The 18,911-nt window shown below is 41.1% G+C and carries 16 protein-coding genes; 9 read left to right on the forward strand and 7 right to left on the reverse strand.

Translation table 11 applies throughout. The features are described from left to right. The first annotated feature begins 188 nt into the window (after window positions 1-188). The 5 genes from QL229_RS03145 to QL229_RS03165 all read left to right on the forward strand — a co-directional run bounded on the left by QL229_RS03145 (window position 189) and on the right by QL229_RS03165 (window position 4,621). A complete protein-coding gene (locus QL229_RS03145) occupies window positions 189-1,106 on the forward strand; it encodes a sensor domain-containing diguanylate cyclase (protein ID WP_138556591.1) in 918 nt (305 codons plus the stop codon). Further along, entirely contained in the window at window positions 1,090-2,088 is a 999-nt protein-coding gene (locus QL229_RS03150; protein WP_138556590.1) for an AraC family transcriptional regulator ligand-binding domain-containing protein, read from the forward strand. The genes QL229_RS03145 and QL229_RS03150 overlap by 17 nt, the downstream gene beginning before the upstream one ends. 155 nt (window positions 2,089-2,243) lie before the next feature. Next, window positions 2,244-3,596, forward strand: a complete 1,353-nt coding sequence (locus tag QL229_RS03155; protein ID WP_138556589.1) for a magnesium transporter — start codon at window positions 2,244-2,246, stop codon at window positions 3,594-3,596. Window positions 3,597-3,804: 208 nt separating this feature from the next. Continuing rightward, window positions 3,805-4,116: a hypothetical protein gene (locus QL229_RS03160; RefSeq protein WP_281546477.1), complete on the forward strand. Its 312-nt coding sequence runs from the start codon at window positions 3,805-3,807 to the stop codon at window positions 4,114-4,116. 4 nt (window positions 4,117-4,120) lie between these two features. Continuing rightward, entirely contained in the window at window positions 4,121-4,621 is a 501-nt protein-coding gene (locus QL229_RS03165; RefSeq protein WP_281546478.1) for a tetratricopeptide repeat protein, read from the forward strand. Here QL229_RS03165 and QL229_RS03170 read toward each other — a convergent pair. The 5 genes from QL229_RS03170 to QL229_RS03190 form a co-directional block, all read right to left on the reverse strand. Next, the gene (locus QL229_RS03170; protein ID WP_135925722.1) at window positions 4,618-5,166 is read right to left on the reverse strand and encodes a hypothetical protein; all 549 of its coding nucleotides are present in this window, start codon (window positions 5,164-5,166) and stop codon (window positions 4,618-4,620) included. The genes QL229_RS03165 and QL229_RS03170 overlap by 4 nt on opposite strands. A 152-nt stretch (window positions 5,167-5,318) precedes the next feature. Continuing rightward, window positions 5,319-7,838: a TonB-dependent receptor gene (locus QL229_RS03175; RefSeq protein WP_135925721.1), complete on the reverse strand. Its 2,520-nt coding sequence runs from the start codon at window positions 7,836-7,838 to the stop codon at window positions 5,319-5,321. Between the two features lie 134 nt (window positions 7,839-7,972). Further along, a complete protein-coding gene (locus tag QL229_RS03180; RefSeq protein WP_138556587.1) occupies window positions 7,973-8,956 on the reverse strand; it encodes a diguanylate cyclase in 984 nt (327 codons plus the stop codon). Between the two features lie 156 nt (window positions 8,957-9,112). Next, window positions 9,113-9,484: a DP-EP family protein gene (locus QL229_RS03185; protein ID WP_138556586.1), complete on the reverse strand. Its 372-nt coding sequence runs from the start codon at window positions 9,482-9,484 to the stop codon at window positions 9,113-9,115. A 23-nt stretch (window positions 9,485-9,507) separates the two neighbouring features. Further along, on the reverse strand, window positions 9,508-12,756 hold the full coding sequence (locus QL229_RS03190; RefSeq protein ID WP_138556585.1) for a winged helix-turn-helix domain-containing protein: 3,249 nt from the start codon (window positions 12,754-12,756) through the stop codon (window positions 9,508-9,510). Window positions 12,757-12,994: 238 nt separating this feature from the next. Between QL229_RS03190 and QL229_RS03195 the strand changes: the two genes are divergently transcribed. Both QL229_RS03195 and QL229_RS03200 read left to right on the forward strand, forming a co-directional pair. Next, complete coding sequence (locus QL229_RS03195; RefSeq protein WP_171040375.1) at window positions 12,995-13,423, forward strand: hypothetical protein; 429 nt, start codon at window positions 12,995-12,997, stop codon at window positions 13,421-13,423. Continuing rightward, complete coding sequence (locus tag QL229_RS03200; RefSeq protein ID WP_138556584.1) at window positions 13,420-13,611, forward strand: helix-turn-helix transcriptional regulator; 192 nt, start codon at window positions 13,420-13,422, stop codon at window positions 13,609-13,611. The genes QL229_RS03195 and QL229_RS03200 overlap by 4 nt, the downstream gene beginning before the upstream one ends. A gap of 60 nt (window positions 13,612-13,671) precedes the next feature. Here QL229_RS03200 and QL229_RS03205 read toward each other — a convergent pair whose 3' ends face one another. Beyond that, window positions 13,672-14,862 (reverse strand): MFS transporter, encoded by a 1,191-nt coding sequence (locus QL229_RS03205; RefSeq protein WP_138556583.1) that lies wholly within the window; start codon window positions 14,860-14,862, stop codon window positions 13,672-13,674. A 267-nt stretch (window positions 14,863-15,129) separates the two neighbouring features. On the opposite strand from QL229_RS03205, the gene QL229_RS03210 reads away from it, so the two are divergent. Both QL229_RS03210 and QL229_RS03215 read left to right on the forward strand, forming a co-directional pair. Beyond that, a complete protein-coding gene (locus tag QL229_RS03210; protein ID WP_063527966.1) occupies window positions 15,130-15,981 on the forward strand; it encodes a universal stress protein in 852 nt (283 codons plus the stop codon). A gap of 104 nt (window positions 15,982-16,085) precedes the next feature. After that, entirely contained in the window at window positions 16,086-18,218 is a 2,133-nt protein-coding gene (locus QL229_RS03215; protein WP_138556582.1) for a TonB-dependent receptor, read from the forward strand. Window positions 18,219-18,743: 525 nt separating this feature from the next. Here QL229_RS03215 and QL229_RS03220 read toward each other — a convergent pair. Beyond that, complete coding sequence (locus QL229_RS03220; protein ID WP_138558837.1) at window positions 18,744-18,890, reverse strand: DUF2986 domain-containing protein; 147 nt, start codon at window positions 18,888-18,890, stop codon at window positions 18,744-18,746. Window positions 18,891-18,911 lie beyond the last annotated feature (21 nt).

An 18,911-nucleotide genomic window follows, 5' to 3' on the forward strand; every position in this document is an offset into this window, starting at 1 on the left:
TGATTAGCGGATTTTAAAAGTACTTTTGAGCTGCAATAACCCCATCTTGTTAAGGTAAATACAGTGCTTAAGGGGTTTAACAAGGTTTGACTGTCGTTTTGCTGTCACATCATTGAGCTAATATGACCCTGCTGCTTTAAACGCTAACGAGTTAGCATGGCAGCGTGAATTATTGTTAGGTACTGAGAATGCGATATAATCCTTTTACTCATCATCGACTTTTAACCAATGCAGTTATTGCTCTGTTTGTAATTGCGTTTTTGCTAAGCGCACAAGCAGGAGAATTAAAGCCTCTTGCCGATATCGCATGGTTAGATATTTTAGGTGAGGGGGGCATTGTGCTAATGACCCTTACTTGGATAGCTGCGCTGCTTATTTCGAGGCCGCCCGGCAAAGTCACCAGCTTTTTAGTGCTTGGGCTTGGGCTTTTTATGTTTTCAGCTTCCCTTGATTTATTTGATGAGTGGTTACATCAACCAACCAATACGTGGCTTACTTGGATTGAATCGTTACCTGCGCCGATAGGCATGATTTTTACAAGCCTTGGGCTTTATCAATGGCACCAAGAGCAATACGTGCTTAATAGGCAATTAAAACGTCGTGAAGCCCAGCATCGTGAGCATGAATTAGTGTGCTCAATAACAGGGCTTTATAAGGCTGATTACTTACAAGCAGTGCTAAAAGAGCAATTAAGTGAGCCACAGCCTCTGCAACTGGCCGCCATTGATATTCGTGGTTTCGCTGATTTTAACGCTGAATTTGGCTTTATCGAAGGCGACCGCTTACTACGTGAAGTAAGCGAGCTTTTATTGATGAATTGCCGCCTTAGCGATGTAGTGTGCCGCTATGCGGGAGACTGTTTTATGGTGCTAATGCCAAATACCAGCGCAGTACAAGCAAAAGAGCTGCTGGCGCAAATTACCTCGGCGCTGAGCCATTGTGCATTTAAGGTCGAAGGCGAAAAACATGCTAAGTTTCAAGATGTAACAGCGGCCTTAGTGGGCAGTATGCAAGGCGATACACCACAAAGTTTAAGCTCGCGTTTACACGCTAAGTTACAACAACAAAAACAACAAAGAGTCAGCCATTGTGAAGCCGTATCTTAACCAAGATGACAAATACCTCACCGCACAAGGGCTAATTACCACGCTGGTGGAGCTGGCCTTAAGTCGCGGCATTGCACTGCATAAGTTACTCAGAGGCACAGGAGTATTTGAGCAAGACTTAATGAGTGTGCAGCATCAGTTTAGTATTTCGCAGCAAGTGCGCTTATTGACGCAGTTTAAGCAGTTGATGAAATCTGCCGACAGTGGCTTTTTATTAGGCAGCCAACTAGCAAACGATACCTCTGTTGCCGCCCAAGGCGTGTTACATGCAGCGCATATCGGCCAAGCTTTAAAGCAGTTACACAATTTGCGCATGCAACTGGCACCTTTGTTATTTAGTTATAGTTATGTGCATAACGAGCAGTATTACATTGTGCTGCAAAATGCTGTGGGCTTGGATGATGAAATAAGCCAATATGTTATGGAAATTTACAGCGCTGCGTTTTACCAAGTTCTTAAAAAAGTGGCGGGTGAGCGAGTCCCTTGTCAGTTTGAGTTTGCCTATAAACGCGCCAGACATAGCCAAGAATACGAGCAGTATTTGGGCCTCAAAGTCGCTTTTGAAAAGCCTATAACTCGTTGGGTATTGAATAAACACGCGCTCAGGCTCACTAACCCCACGTTTAGTAGTTTTAGGTTTTCACAAATTAACTCGCAACTAGCGGCATTAAATACTGCAAACAGCACTTTTGTGGAAGCCGTAAGCCGATTAATTTATCAACATCCGGCGTTAAATTTAGAGCAGGTAGCCAGTCAATTTGCTATGAGCCCTGCAACCTTCAAGCGCAAACTAAAAGCTCATAGCGTGCGTTTTTCTAGCTTGTACGATGAGCAAAGTAAGCGCAAAGCTATTTACCTGCTTGCCATACGCGAGCAATGCAATGAGCAAGTCGCCATGCGCTTATCATTTTATGATATTGCTAATTTCAGACGAGCATTTAAACGCTGGACCGGGCTTACGCCTAGTCAATTGAAGGGGTAATACTCACTTAGTTTTACTGAGTGATAATTGAAAAAAGCCCTTAAGCTCATCTATATGACTGATTGGATGAAGATAAAAATATATCAATTACGGGCAGTTATTTTAATTAAGCTGCGTTAGACTACTGTTATTGATGTAATTAACCGAGGTCTCAAATGATTGAGTATCCTGTTGACCAACTTCCCCAGTTAATTGATGACTTGCTTCAGTGTGACACTACAACACGTAAAAATAAGTTACTTGCTGATGCTAAAGAAAAGCTTTCTACTGAGCATTTATCGTTATTGTTTGAAGCATTACCTAAAGAACAACGTTTAGAAATTTGGCAATTACTTGATGAAGATACCCAGCATGAAATTTTCATTAACTTAGGTGGTGATAGTTGTCGCTGGTTGTTACAGAGTTTAGATGAAGCTGAGGGCTTTAAGTTACTTGACGAAGTTAGCGTTGAAGAGCTACTTGAACTTGAAGAAATTATTCCCGAACGCTTTGTTGATTATGCACGCAGACAACTTGATGAAGTTCAAACGAAGCAATACGACCTTGCACAGCAATATAACCCTGAGCAGCTAGGTCACTGGCTCGATTTTGATGCGCTAAAAGTGTCAGAAAAACTCACTGTAGCTGGCGCGCGTAAAATTTTTCAAAAAGGCTTACCACAGTACACTGAAGTGATTTATTTGGTGAGTCGTAAAGGCACACTTATTGGTGAAGTGGCAATTAATTCGTTATTTAAAGCCAATGATAACGACAGCCTGCTGGATTACGCGAACCTTGATGTGTCGGCTTTACACGCTGATGACGACTTATACGAAGCGGCCGAAGTGGTTATTCATAGCGAAAAAATGGCGATGCCAGTGGTTAACGCCGACAACAAACTATTAGGCCGTTTGTCGGTGTCATCAGCCTATGAATTACGCCAAGAAGTAACAGACGAAGCCGCTGCAAAAGCGGGTGGTCTACGTGAAGACGAGGATCTGTTCTCGAGCGTGACCAAATCGGCAAAAAACCGCGGTATATGGCTTGGTATTAACCTAGCAACGGCATTTTTAGCCTCTTGGTTTATCGGTTTGTTTGGTGCAACTATCGAGCAAGTGGTTGCACTAGCGGTACTTATGCCGGTTGTCGCTTCTATGGGCGGTATTGCAGGTAGTCAAACGTTAACGGTTATTGTGCGCGGTTTAGCACTCGGTCAGGTGACCGACTCTAACCGCAGAGCGCTGTTGAAAAAAGAGCTAAGAGTAGGGGCATTAAATGGCTGTGTTTGGGCCTTTGTGATTGGCGTGCTAACTTATTTCTGGTTCAACGATGGCATGTTAAGTTTAACCATTACTATCGCTATCTTACTTAATTTAGTGGCTGCCTCGTTATCGGGAGTCGTGGTCCCATCTATTTTGGATAAGCTCAAAATCGATCCTGCTCTTTCAGGCTCTGTGATTCTTACCACAGTCACCGACATTGTGGGTTTTGTCACCTTTCTTGGCTTAGGTAGTTTGTTGCTACTCTAAATAATTTTAAAGCAGGTTAACTCGGTGCTTAGCCTGCTTTTTTGTTAGTCATGCAATTTCAAACTTATTAAGTGTATAAAAATGCTTAAATTCACTGTGTGAAGAATCTAAATTATTAATATTAACTATAAATTTAACTAAAAAGTGCTGTAATATAGCAGGATATTTTGTTATTTTTCTGTGTGTATTGTCACTTAGAAGTTAGTAGATGAAGAAAAGTTTAACCTTTTTGTTATTTAGTTTCTGCAGCTTTAATGCTTTAGCATCAGAGAACTTTAGTGACCATGAGATATTCTGTAGCCAACAACCTCAGGCTCTATGCTTAGATTATATTAATCAACAGCTAGCGGTAGCAGAGCCTGGTTTGGCACGCTGGTATGAAATTAAGTCGTATCAGTTTGATTACTTTTACGACAAAATGGAATATCTCGCCCTTAAAGATAGCACCGAGCCATTTATAAATGGCAAAGACCTTCCGGTTGTTTTTCAAGTTCAAGTTTATTTTCGATTCATTCGGTAACCCAATGCGCATGGTTGAATTGGCCAATTTGCAATACGTGTTTGGCAACAAAGAAACAGCATTGCACATATTAGATAGGGCTGAACGTCGCTTTGGAAAGAGCAAAGATCCTATTTTTCATTTTGAACTTGCTTCAAATAAAGCCAATGTTTTCCATTCACTGGGTGATGTAGATGGAGCACTCGCAAGTCGTCGGGTTGCTGTAGATTGGATTTTAAAAACAAACCATAAGCGTAAAATCTCTGTAGCATTAGGCAATTTAGCGAGAACGTATCAAATACTTGCTCAGTACGACGAAGCAGATAAATTGTATGTTCAATCACTTAAGTATATTGATGTAGAGTCTGATCGTTTTGTTCTTGCTATTTATAAGCTACGCTTGGCTGAAATCAATTGGCAGGCAGGCAAGCCAGAACAAGCTTTAAAGTGGTTTAAGCAAGTGCATAAAGGTGACATTCGTAAAACACACGCGAAGCTTTATGCACAGCTAGAAAACGTACTTTAAATATTGTAAAAACAGCCCGGTTTTTCGTCTTCACCCGGCGCTAAAATTTGTAGGTGAGTTGACTCACCTTGTTCCATCAACGGTTTCATAGTTTTATCAAATTGTTTAGCGGCATGTTCAATTAATTTTGCTTGCTGTTCTAACGCTTTAAAATCGGCATCATGAGCAGCCATAAGTTTATTGAGTTCTTTAGCCAGTTTATCTTGCTCTTTTAATAAGCTTTTATTAATTCGTAGGTGGTTCTCGTCTTCAATAACTGCTTCTTCGGTGATCGCTTCTATTTGCTCAGAATAGTCAGTAACTTGTTGTTCTATGTCACTAATTGGTTGTTCTAGCGCTTCTAGTTTTACTTGTTCACGTTCAAGCTCTAGGTATGCAGCAATCTGTTCGTTATTGAGGGTACTTTCGCTTACCTTTTTACAGTCTTTAAAAGTAATAACGCGATAATCGCCCTGAGAAACTGCATTATCTGCGTTTGCTAAACTGATGCATGCAGCACTTGCAGTGATGAGGAGTGCTCTTGTGGTAAAATTTCGTAAATTCATGATGCTGTCTTTCCTAATAGGTAATGTTAATTAGTTAGTCGCAGCAAGTGTGAATAAAGTTTATGGCATAGGCGCTTTTTTAAATATTATTTAAAAAAGCGCCTAATTTTAAAAAGTTAGCTGTGTGCTAGCCTAAACCTGCACACATTAATTTAGAAGCTATAAGTGATGTTACCGTAAATAAAACGGCCATCTAAGCTGTATGGCGCAAAGCCACTATAAGGGAATATGTGGTTAAAATCGCTATAACCAATATTGCTTACAGTATCTTGAGGGTACTGATCGAATAGGTTATTGGCACCTAATGCAAACTTCCACTGCTCATCAGGGCGATAAGCCACTTCTAAGTCAGCAATCCATTTTGCATCAAGTACTTCATCGTTTTCAGCACTATTTGAGGTATCAATAACTTCACCATAACGAGTTGCTCGTAATGTGGTTTGGAAGTTTTCATAATCCCACGTTGCAGACAGGTTCCATTTATCCGCTGGTGTACCTTTTTCAAAACGAGTTACTTCTCGACGAGAAAAATACTCGTAGCTGTCACCTAACGCCTCTAATTCCGGTGGATTTTCTTTAACGTGTGTTACTTCAGTGTCGTTAAAGTTAACCGCAGCACTTAAGCGTAAATCACCATAGCTTTCTAAACCTAATGAGTAAGTAGCAACAATATCAACACCTTGTGTACGTGAATCAATGGCATTAGTGAAGTAGCGAACGCGTTGTGTATTAACTTCGCCAGCTTCGGCTAAAATCGCTTCAACTTCTGGGCCGCTTAAGTTTTCAGATAATACGATACGGTCATCAATTTCAATGCGATACGCATCAAGCGTTAAGCTAAAACCGCCTTGAGTAAAGATGAAACCTGCCGTCATATTAACTGACTCTTCAGCATCTAAATCACGAGCCCCTAGTGCTTGCGCTGCAGGTTCATCTACAGGGAATAAACCTACTTCACTTGGCACACCATTCTCAAATAAAGTACTTACCGACTTATATGAAGTTTGGGCAAGTGATGGCGCTCTAAAACCTGTGCTAATTGCACCACGTAACGACAGTGACTCATTAATGCTGTAACGCGAAGCTAGTTTAGAGGTAAAGGTGCTACCAAAATCGCTGTAATCTTCAAAACGACCTGCTAAAACAAGGTTCCAATCTGTTGTTAGATAAGTATCAAACTCAGCAAATATTGCAATGTTATGGCGGCTTTTATCAGTTGCACTTTCAGGTGAGAAACCCGGTAATACTTGTGCGCCACCGGCAGCAACAGGGTTACCTTCGTCATCTAATACGGTTAGGTAAGAGGCCGTTTCCCCCGCTTTGATTTGATAGTTTTCGTGGCGGTATTCAGCACCAATCGTCACAAACACATCATCAGGTAAACCTAAATCTAGCGTGCTGCTGGCATCCATATTGACTAGGTATTGCTCATATACGAGTGAGCCATCATCAAACTCTGTTGGGCTGCTAACACCCATAGAGGTATTTAAACTGTTGCTTACGCCAATACCAAAGTCATTGCGACCATAATTGCTGCTTACATCCCACGCCCAGTCATTGGTTTCGCCATTAAGGCCAATTGCAAATGAGTAGTCATCTACATCAGTATCTATTTGCGGTAAGAAGCCGTCAGGATACACTTCAGTTAAGTTACGAGAGTCTTTGGCACGACGATAAAAGCCACCCGAGTTACCTTCACGGTTTGAGTAACTTGCAAAAGAGTAAAGTGATAACGAGTTATCAAACTCATAACCTAGGTTATAAAAAAGCGCGAAATCTTCAATGCTTGCTTTACCAAAACGGTGGTTATAGCGGTCAAAGTCGAATTCACGAGGGTCTAAATTGCCATTTGCGTCACGGCTGTACTGTTCGCGTTGGTCAAAACCAGAGCGATTCGTTGGCTCGTTATTTCGTGACTCAATAGACAGGTTAATAAAGCCATTATCACCCAGCGCAAAACCCGCGTTAGCGCTTGCTGTGCGTGAAATACCATCATTTACTTCACGGTCGCCACCAGTCTCAAAACTTAGGTTGCCTTCGCTATCAGTTGTGGTGTTTAGTAACTGAGGAGACCCTGCCATTTGTGTATCGTATTCACCATATGTGAAGCTCACGCTGCCGCCTTCATCGGCGTCTTTTAATACAATATTGATCACACCAGCAATCGCGTCAGAGCCGTATTGAGCAGCAGCACCATCACGAAGTACTTCTACGCGTTTAATTGCTGAAGTAGGAATATTATTTAAATCAACAGCTGTTGAACCACGGCCTACTGTACCGTTTAAATTTAATAGTGCACCCGCATGGCGGCGTTTACCATTGATAAGTACTAATGTGTGGTCAGGAGCAAGGCCACGTAAAACAGCCGGTTTTGCATGGTCAGTTCCATCAGCAATGGTGGCACTAGGGTAGTTAAAGCTAGGTAACTGAGAGGCAAGTACTTGGCTCATATCAAGTTGGCCAGTGCTTGTTAGATCGCGACTTGTTAATAAATCGACAGGTACAGTACTTTCAGAAATACTACGAAGGCTTCGGCGAGTACCTGTTACAGAAATAACTTCAACATCTTGAGCAGTGTTTTCTGTTGTTTGCTCAGCAGCGATTGCAGTCACTGATGTAGCTAGCGTACTTGCAATAGCGAGTTGCAAAGGTACTTTTTTAAAAAGTGTCATTGTTGGATCCCTTGTGACGTTGATTTCACGTTGCAGTTTATCAATAAAAAAGGAACAAACAAATAACATAAAAGTATACTATATGATTATCTAAACAAGCTATTTAGCTCATAGTTCTACACTAAAATAACCTTTTATGCGCTTATGCTTATTTTATTTCTGCCCTCTGTTTTTGCTCGGTATAAAGCAGTATCTGCAGCACAAATTAGTGCCTCAGAAGTACGGTATTGATTATTAAACTCGCAAGCAATTCCTTGACTTACACTTATTCTAAAGTCACTCGGTAAGCCAATTTCAGTAAATGACATATTGTTTATTTTTATTTGAATATGCTTTGCAATAACTGCTGCCGTATCTTTTTGACACCTTGGTAATATAACCGCAAATTCTTCACCACCATAACGGGCTGCCAAACAGTCATGAGAGGGGAGTGATTCTGCAATTATACTCGCTACTTTTTGTAAGCACTTATCGCCTTTAACATGACCAAATCGGTCATTAAATAATTTAAAATAATCAATGTCGATTAATATAGTGCTAATAGCTTGGTTGGTTTGTACGCTTTCTTGCCAATGCTCTTTTAATGATTCCTCAAGGGTTAATCTATTTGCAAGGCCGGTTAAATGGTCAGTGGTGGCCTGTTTAACTAAGCGATTATATTGCTCTTTGTGCGATGATAAATCATGTAATACACAAATAAATAAATTATCTGCAACGGCAATGTTTTTTGGCAAGCTTGAAATACATAAATCCGCTTCAAGGGTTTTACTATCGGCGCGGTTTATTTTAACTTCGTTTGGACCAAGGCTTATCGGCGAGTCTTTATGATCTAACCAACTGAGTAGGGTATACATGTATTTATCACGGTCGGTGTCGTGTAGGTAATGTAACAGGTTTTGACCGATTAAGGCTTCTTGGTTGTCACCTAAAAGTTGTGCCGCCATCGGGTTTGCAAATTCAAACGTGCCTTGACCATTAATGATAAACACCCCTTCAGGAATGTTCTGAAACATTTGGGCAATTAGTGCAAGTTGCTCTGAATTGATAGACTGCGCAAGTGCGTTTTTAGCTTCTGATTTAGCAGTGCTTGGTTGTTCATTTTTGTTGTTAGTAGACACGTTCGTTTCCTTTTTGCCGATGCAAACGATTTTGGTGTCTATAAAGTTACTTAAAAAAGTGCAAATTAACCTTCTGGTAATCTTCTGGTTTTAATTGTTTGTTTTTAAATGTAAAAAAGCTCCTTGAAAGGAGCTTTTTATGAAGTTTTTTTAGTTTTAGTCTTCATTTTTTACTTGCGGATCGGCACTTTCATAGCTTGTGCCATTGCACTCAACGATGAAAATCATACACGCAGTGCCGCTATTTTCATCAGTATCCGCTATTTCAATTGTTTGACCATCATTAGTGACTTTAAAGCTAAAGTCTTGCTCGCAATCACCTTCAAGGTTTGCAAATTTAGCACCTGTAAATTGAAAGCCAGCATCAACAGTTGCGTCATCAAGTGTATAAATACCTAGGCTGTTTCTTTCATTGACAGTACCGCCACCAGAAACTTGCTGACCGTCTTGGAAGTATGTGAATACAGCTTCATTTTCAGTGTTAAGTGTAACATTCACTGTAAAGTTGTAAGTTTGACTTTCGCTCATTGTTATTACCTTCTAGTTGTTTTTTATAGATCAAAGTTAGTAATACCTAACTCTATTAGTTTACTTTTAATTGTGTTGACTTCACTTTCCTTATTCAAACATGTGTAAGCTTGTATAAGGGGGTGAGTTATTCTTATGCTTTTACTGCGGTAGTGTTTTTCATTTATTGAATTAATGATACCTCGGCAAATAGAACTTTTAACTAGTTTATCTTTTGATAGTTTTGCTTTTATTAAACTTACTTTTATAAAATCAATGTTACTTTCTATTTTTTCTTTATTACTTTCTCTTTCCTTATAGTCAGTATTATTCTCAAGTTTTAGTAAGAGGCTCTTTGCTTGGGAGAAGTTTTTTACGTTTATTAAGTAATTTATGATATTTAATTGGATTTCAATAATTTGAGATTTTTCAAAGCCATTGCTATCAGTGTAGTTAACTATTTCATCGATATTTTTTTTACTTTCTTCGGATAGCATTAATTGAAATGAAAGAGCCCTGTAATATTTGCGTTTGAAATTTTCATTTTCAGGATCTTGTAAACGTGCTTTGTTTATTGCAAACAATGCTTTTTCTACTTTTCTATAAGCATCTTGTTTATCTGGAAAGTAACTTAAAAGATAGCTTTGTTGCATATAAATATTAAAAATGTCGCTAAGAAGACTGGCATCATCAGGTCTTATTTTTAGGACAGAATCTAATTGATTAATAGCCTGCTCAAGCATGGTCAATGCCTCGCTTAAATTTCCTAGCCTTTCTTCTGTGCTTGCAATCCAGCTAATGGTGTCTGTTTTATCGCGTAATAAATTTTTGTTATTAGGTTTAAGCTCAAGGGCTTGGTTTTTAAGTTTTAAAGACTCAGTAAAGCTTTGTTTTGCAAGTGCGTAATTAAACTGTTTTAAATACAGCGAGCCAAGTGAATTGTGTGAGTAAGATAGCTCCATAATTGAATTAAAGTCATTAGGGGCAAGCTGATACATCATTTCGCTGTAAGCCAAGTAACGTTTGAACATTGGCTCAGTCGCTAAATAATTACTTTGCTCATAAGTTAAATTACCAAGCCAAAAAGCATTGGCCCCTGCGAGCATTAAAACATCTAGGTTGTTGGGTTGAATTTTTAGTAATGATTCTAGGCGCGTTCGTGCATTTTCAAAGGCAGTGAAGGCCTCGTCGGTTTTGCCGCGAGAGTAAGCGACTTCGCCCATGGCCTCTAAGGTTTGAGCGTATTGAAAACGGTTATTAAACTCGGCTTGTTTATCGCTAAAGTCAAACAGTGACGCTGTTTCTTCGTCTTGGTTGGTAAAATACTCAAGGGCTTTGTTGCTAATACCATCCAATAAATCCATGCGCTTAACGCTTCTGAGTTTGTCGGCAAATTCACCGACCATAAAACCCAATAAACTCTCCGCTTCTTGGCGTTTTTGTTTTGCTATTTGTTCGGCGTGATAGCTGCGCACGCTCATAAATGTGGCAATAAAGGTTAAGCACACAAGTGCAGCCGCCGTTATTTGTAACACGCGTTTTTTACGTTTGGCTTTATTGTTAGAAGCCTTAATTAACGCTTCTTCGTCGCTCGATAAGCTAAACATAGGGTTTTTAACTAGGCTTTGTGCTTCTTGCAGCGGTTTGCCTTGCGCTAGTAAAAAGTCGCTGTGTTTATGTTCAAGCAGCCAGCGCTCGGTGGCTAGTTGCACACGACTTTGAATTGCTAAGCTTTGTTGGTGTTCTTGCACCCAATCTATGGCGCGTTGCCAATGGCGTAGCAGGGCTTCGTGGGCAAGGCTAAAGCAGGCTTGCTCATTTTTAAGGTGCGACACAAACAAGCGGCTATCGACCATAGCCTGAACAAGCTTGGTTGCAGCAGGGCAGGTTAATTCGCTCCAACGCGCAGCGCGGCTGGTGAGTGTTTCGCCATCTGGGTTTAAGGTGATCAGTTTAGAAAGTACTGCGGCAAGTTCAGTTTGTTGGTCTTTGGGTAATTGGCAAAATACCTGTTCGGCTTTTTGGCCGATGGCTCCTTCGATGGTACCAAGCGCTTGGTATTCAGAAAACAATAATTCGTTGTCTGGGCTGCGCTGCAAATAAAGCTGCTGCAAGGTGTATTGCAGCATTGGCAATGCATCTGGGTTATTGGCAGTATCGTTACAAAGTTGTTCATCAAGCGGTGTGTGATGCTCTGGGTGATGTTGCCAACTTAAGCCTGCTGCAAGTGCTGGCAAACGGATCATTTGCTTAAGCTCAGAGCGAGTTGGCGCTAATAAGTCAAAATGTGCGCCATTGGCTTTACCTGCCATTAAACTTGGTTGACTCACTACTTGCGGGTAAAAGTCATTACGACAGGCACTAAAAATGATCATGCAGCCACTTGTTGCTAAGCGCTCAATAAGAGCTAAAAGCTGGTTGCGCTCGTCATCGCTAAATAGCGGCGATGACAATAGCACTTCGAGCCTGTCGATAAATAAAAATAAATAGGGCGTATTGCGCTCTGCATTTAGCGCTGCAAGTGCTGCTTTACAGCGGGAAATAACCTGTTCTGGGTCTTTTAATAACAATTCAGCCAACGCATCGGCACTTATATCGCTAAGTACAGGTGCGTCGTTTATTTCTAAATCGAGCAAGGTTGAGGCTAAATCAAGCAGTAAGCGCTCTTTGCTGACATCGGCAAAGTCGAGTTGGCAGTAACTGTGTACTCTAATACCATCGTAGCCATTACTCGACATTAAAGCGGGCAATACACCTGCGTTAACTAATGACGATTTACCTGAACCACTGGCTCCCAAAATTAAGCAAAATGCGCGACCAAACTCAATTTGAGCCGACACTCGCTGTAGCAAAGTGGCAATTTGTTTGTTACGACCAAAAAATACATCGGCTTGCTCTGGTGCAAACGCACTTAAGCCAACAAAGGGCGAATCACCTTGCCAACTGGTTTGGCTGGCTTTTTGTTCTTCGTTGAGTGGAAAGTTGATTTCGGCAATAACCCGATAACCACGTTTACGAATGGTTTCTATGTAATGCGGATCACTTGCTTTATCGTCAAAGGCTTTACGTAATTGGGTGATCACTTTATGTAGGGGGTTGTCACCCAGCGCCACATTTGGCCAACAATGGCTGATAATTTCTTCGCTCGTTAGTAGCTCACCTTGTTTTTCGCATAGCAGCAGTAATACATCCATCGCCTTTGGTTCAAGATGCTTTGTTTGTTCACCGCGCCTGATTGAATTAGTGGCCGGGGTAACTTGCCATTCGCCAACGAAAAACAGTGCCGTATTCATAGTGTTATCTTCATTGTTATTGTTAGAAACGCAGTCCGATTGGACCGATTTTATATTAGATTACGGGATACTTTGATTAATACAATATTATGAGATTAACAGCAAGCGCCTTGCCTTTTCTGACATTAAAAAATCATATTGGTGTCATGTATATAAAACTTTTTGTAAAGTTTATTTGACTTTTTGTGTTGCTAGGTTAATCTTTAGTCAAGTTTACTTTACTTTTAAGGTGAGAATAATGGATCAGACAGGATTAACCTTTAAACAACGTAATAAGCAGAACACGCTAAACCTCGCGAAATGGACATCAGCATGGGTGATTACTTTAGCAATTGCCTCATTTGGGCCGCATTTTTTATGGCAAGAGCAGGCTGTTTTTAGTGTTGTGGCAATCTTACTTAATGTAGTAGTTGGCATTATGATGATTTTATCGAACAAACGACAACTTCAAGGAATGGATGAGCTGCAGCAGCGTATGCACTTTAATGCAATGGCGATTACCTTGGGTGCAAGCTTAGTATTTGGTTTAGCTTATTCGGTTGTGCAATCAAGTGGCTTAATAAGCTTTAAAGAAGATATATCGCACCTCGTACTCTTTATGGGCTTAACCTATTTAGTGAGTCTTTTAATGATGAATAAGCAGTTAAACGACGAGGGCGAGGAATGAAAAACCGCTTGAAAGTGCTTCGTGCTAAGCACAACTACACCCAAGCAAAATTAGCCGAATTACTCGATGTATCAAGGCAAACAGTGAATGCTATCGAAAAAGGTAAATTTGATCCAAGTTTGCCATTAGCATTTAAAGCCGCGCGTTTATTTAACCTGAGTATCGAAGAGATATTTCAGGATGAGTAAGTCTGATAGCCTTCAGCCTTCAGCCTTCAGCCTTCAGCGATCAGACTGACAGCTGAGAGCTTAAAGCTTACAGCTTTGTCTTTTCATCTGCATCGCACTTAACGACCACATTAAAAAACCACCTAAGAATAGTGCCGCAGAAACATAGCCTGTTTGACTAGGGAGTGCTCCTTCAGCAATAGCCATGCCGCCAAGCCAAGGGCCTATCGCATTAGCTGTATTAAACGCACACTGTACTAGCGCACCAATCATGGCATGCCCTTGTGGTGACACATCCATTAATAATGATTGGATCACGGTACCTAAACCAACACTAAAGCCAATAAAGAAAATCACCGCGTATAACAGCCAAATATTATGGCTTGCGCTTACATAACTGGCTGCAAATACTACAGCACCAATTAGCGCTGCGCCTGTGGTTTTCAGCGGTGAGTGGTCGGCGGCTTTACCTAATACATAGTTACCTAAAGTACAGCCAATACCAAACATAATCATCGCAATAGAGATAGTGTAAGCAGGGGTATGGGTGACTTCTAAAATAGTGTCGGCAATGTAAGTGTAAACACAAAATACGCCACCAAAACCAATAATGATGATACCCAGAATAGTCCATACGAGCTTGTTCTTTAATACACTTAACTCATCGAGAATCGATGTTGGCGCGGTATTTTTTACGTTAGGTACGTATTTCACAATCAATACTAAGGCAACTAACGCAAGTACAGCGGTACCTGCCAAACAATAACGCCAGCTAAAGTTTTGCCCCACTAGGGTGACCATGGGCACACCAACAATAGTGGCAATGGTTAAACCCATAAATACTTTTGACATAAAGCTTGCGCGTTTATCGGCAGGGGCGATATCGGCAGCCAATAAAATAGCAGCGGCGAAGTAGGCACCGTGTGGTAAGCCACTTAAAAATCGAAATAAAATAAGTTGTTCAAGCGAGTTTGCAAAAGCACTTAAACCATTGAATAAAAACATCATACTGACAAACATCAACAGTGCATTTCGCTTACGCATGTTGGCGGTTGTGATCATAAATAGTGGGGCACCGACAACTACGCCAATCGCGTAAGCACTGATGGCATAACCACTTTGCGCTGGCGTAGACGAAAATGTTTCGCTGATCAGGGGCAACATTGGCATCATAGAAAATTCTGATAGGCCCAAAATGAATGTGCCTAAAGCCAATACTATCAGAATGGTAAACGTGCTTGCGTTGCCTTGGGAGTTGGCTACGTTAGTCATGTAATTCCTTTAAAATAAATTTAAAAACAAAATAGATTTTTGATAATTGAAAATGCCAGTAACAAATACTTTGTTCTGGAGTAGAGGTGTGTGCCCAGCGCTATTGTAATACAAATTAATGGGGTTGATACAGTACTTTTTGGAACGTTCTATATTTGTTTGCTATAAGAAAATAACCTGAACTTCTTAAGTCTTTGCTGTTCAAAATAAATACAGAGAAAAAGCCAACTATACTTGGTTAACTGAATTGGTTTAAAGGAGAGCGCAATGAAAAAGATATTTGCCTGTATCGACGGTTCATGCATGACCGATGCGGTGACAGAAGCGGCGATTTGGATTTCTAAGCGCTCCAGCCACCCGATTAATTTTTTGCATGCACTAGAGCCACCTTTGCCACAAGGCAGTGATGATTTAACCGCAATTATAGGTTTAGGCTCGCAAACCTCATTGTTAGAGCAATTGGCAAAACTTGAACAAGAGCGCAACAAAGTAGCGTCGCAGCATGGTCAATTATTGCTAGATGAAGCAATGAAAAAAGCCGAGCATGCAGGCCTAACCGAGATTGAGCAACAACAGCTTTCAATGAGTCTTGTTGATGCTTTACTTGAACATGAAGACAATGCCCGTGTGATGATTATAGGCCGCTCTGGTAAAGGGCACTACGATGATTTTAAAGTACTGGGCTCGCACATTGAAACGCTGATCCGTCAGGTGCATACCCCGGTTGCGATTGTGCCGCCGCAATTTCATGAGCCTACAAATTTTATGCTAGCTTATGATGGCAGCGAAAGTACCGACAAAGCGATTACGCAAATTATCAATGGCGGCATTTTATCCGGCTTAGATTGCCATTTGGTGATGGTGGATAAACAAGATGGTCACTGCCAAGACAAACTTGACACTGCCTCAGCAAGATTTGCTGAAAATGGTTTTAATGTGAGAGCGCGCATGCTCGATGGCGATGTTTATCAAGCGCTGTGGCGATATAAAAGTGACCACGCCGTTGACTTAATGGTGATGGGCGCATTTGGTCACTCTAAATGGCGGCAATTCTTTTTAGGCAGCACGACCTTAAAAATGCTTGAAGATAGCCGTATTCCTTTAGTGGTGCTGCGCTAAGTTATTTACCTGTGACAGGGTGCGACAATATGTCACGTGTTCAGACTAATTAATGAGTTTTATAATCGGCGTCATTAATTATTTGCTTTGATTTTAAAACAGTTATGAACACGCCATCTTCTCGCCCTGGTTTTTTATTTTCTAATATTGCTGTAGCACTTAGCTGTGTTTTAAGTATTTCGGCCTTTGCTGATGATTCTATTGAAGTGATAGAAGTACAAGGTCATGCCCAAAATAACCATCAATTAGTTGGCTCTGCAGACGCGTTACTGAAAGATTTAGGTGTTGATTTTTCAGCGGCCGGAGGAGTGTCTAACTTGCCGGTGATGAACGGCATGATGGGCGATAGAGTTAAAGTTTTAGTCGATGGTGCTGATGTCACAGCAGCGTGTGCTAACCAGATGAACCCGCCACTCTCTTATGTGTCGGCAAACCAAATTACCTCTTACAGTGTTGTTGCTGGTGTATCACCGGTAAGCAGTGGCGGTGATAATATTGCCGGTGTTATTAGAGTAAATACGATTGCCCCTGAATTTAGTGATTCAGACTCAGTGAAATGGCACGCAGGCTATGTTACCGCCCAGTACAAAAGCGTTAACGATAGCCAAGCATACGCGCTAGGTGCCAGCCTTGCGAGCAAACAGTTTAGCTTGTCTTACCAAGGCAGCTTTGAAGATGCGAACAGCTATGATGATGGGCATGGTGAGCGTGTACTTGATACCTTATATCGAGTGCAAAATCATGCCTTAACGGGCGCTATTCGTGATGAAAAACAACAGCTTGTTGTTAAACTGACGCATCAAAAAATTCCTTACCAAGGCTTTCCTAATCAATACATGGATATGACCGATAACACCAGCTATGGCTTAGTTGCTCAGTATCAACGTGAGCTTGAAAATGGTGATTTGCAGGTGCAAGTGAATGCGCATGATGTAAAACACGAAATGGGTTTTTTCAGTAATGAGAAAACCGGCATGATGCCAATGAATACAGATGCACAAGATTACAGTTATCAAGTTCATTGGCGCACTGATTTATCAAAACAGTCATCATTAATGCTAGGGCAAGAATATTACGGTTATCGAATTGATGACTGGTGGCCAGCGGTTGCAGGGTCAATGATGATGGGCCCAAATGAGTACGTAAACATTAACGATGGCAAACGTGACCGTCTTGCGGCATTTGCTGAGTACCAAAGCCAAGTAAACCAAGCATGGTGGGTGTCGGCAGGTGTTCGTGTTGAGCAAGTCACCACAGATACTGGCGAAGTGCAGGCTTATAACGAAGGTGGCATGAGCGGCATGGCTAATATGGGCTCAATGATGGATATGTCAAAAACCGACGCCCAAGCTGCGATGGAATTTAACCAATTAGACCGTAAACGTGACGACACCTTAGTTGATATTAGCTTACTTGCTCGCTATCAATTATCGAATAACGATGAGCTGCAATTTGGTTTAGCTCGTAAAAACCGTGCACCTAATTTATATGAGCGTTATAGCTGGGGTGTAGGTACGATGGCAACCACTATGATTGGTTGGTTTGGCGATGGTAATGGTTACATTGGTAACCCAGATTTAGAAGCCGAAACAGCTCATACATTGAGTTCTAGCTACACCAAACTTGCCAAAGACGATAGCTGGCAAGTAACGGCAAATGTTTGGTATACGCAAGTAAATGATTATATTGATGCTGAAGTGACTAAGATCTTTAATCGCACTGACATGGCGCATACCAAGCGCAATATTCTTACTTTTACGAACCTAGATGCGACACTTTACGGTGCAAAACTGGCGGGCTTGGTAGAGCTTTACAACACAAAGCAAGCAGGAAAGTGGCAGTTAAAAGGCTCACTAACCAGTACACATGGCGAACGTGATGATAGCAATGAAGACTTATATCAAATTATGCCACTGCACACTGAACTGAGCCTAGAGCACGAATACAAAGGCTGGCAAAACGCACTGAGCTGGCAGTGGGTTGATAGTAAAACCTATGTTGATGAGCGCCGTTTAGAAAACCAAACCGACAGCTATCAGTTACTGGCTATCTCAAGTCAGAAAACGTGGCAAAATTTAACCTTTAAGTTAGCAATTACCAACTTACTTGATGAATACTACCAACAGCCACTTGGTGGTGTAAGTATTGCTAATTACAAGAAAGATATGAGCAATGGTTTTGAGCAACTTGCCGGACAAGGCCGCTCGTATAATGCCAGCGTAAGTTATCGGTTTTAGAGAAAGCTATCAGCTCGTAGGTTGGGTAGAGCGGAGCGAAACCCAACGCACAAAGAGCGATCTGCTATCAGATGGTGCTGCTTACAGGCCTTTACCAAATGCCTAGCTCGTAGGAGGTACTTTGGTGCCGAAATATCTTCACAAAGAGAACAGAATGAGAAGACAATGAGGGAAAATAATAGATTGCTTGTTGTTTTCCTCTAAAGCGAAGCGTCTCTTATCCTCTTTGTGAGTTAAAGATTTTTTCTAACCATAGAGGTCACAGAGAGCACAGAGAAAGAGAAGGAGAAACCATTATCTCTTTGTAAATATTGTTTTCTCTGTGTAGCGCGAAGCGCCTCGGTGTGCTCTGTGGTTCAAATTGTCTTTTAACAAAGAGAAAAGAATGAGAAGACAATGAGGTAAAACAATAGATTACTTATTGTATTCTCTAGAGCGCAGCGCCTCTAATCCTCTTTGTGCAAATAAATGTCTTTGTGTGTTGCGCGATATAAAATCGCGCCTACAATCTTACCGCTGGGTATTTTAATTTTCCTGCTCAGCTTCTTGCTGTGCTAATTTTTCGCGATCTGCCTTTGAGATGTATGCCGGCTTATTGCTTTTATGCAATTTTGCATTGGCGCGCTTATCTTTTTGCTTAAGTTTAGTGAAGATCTTTTTTCTGCGGTTCATGAGTCTAACAAACGAATTAAT

It is taken from the genome of Pseudoalteromonas sp. PAR1 (assembly GCF_947311895.1).
Taxonomy (GTDB): Bacteria; Pseudomonadota; Gammaproteobacteria; order Enterobacterales; family Alteromonadaceae; genus Pseudoalteromonas; species Pseudoalteromonas lipolytica_C.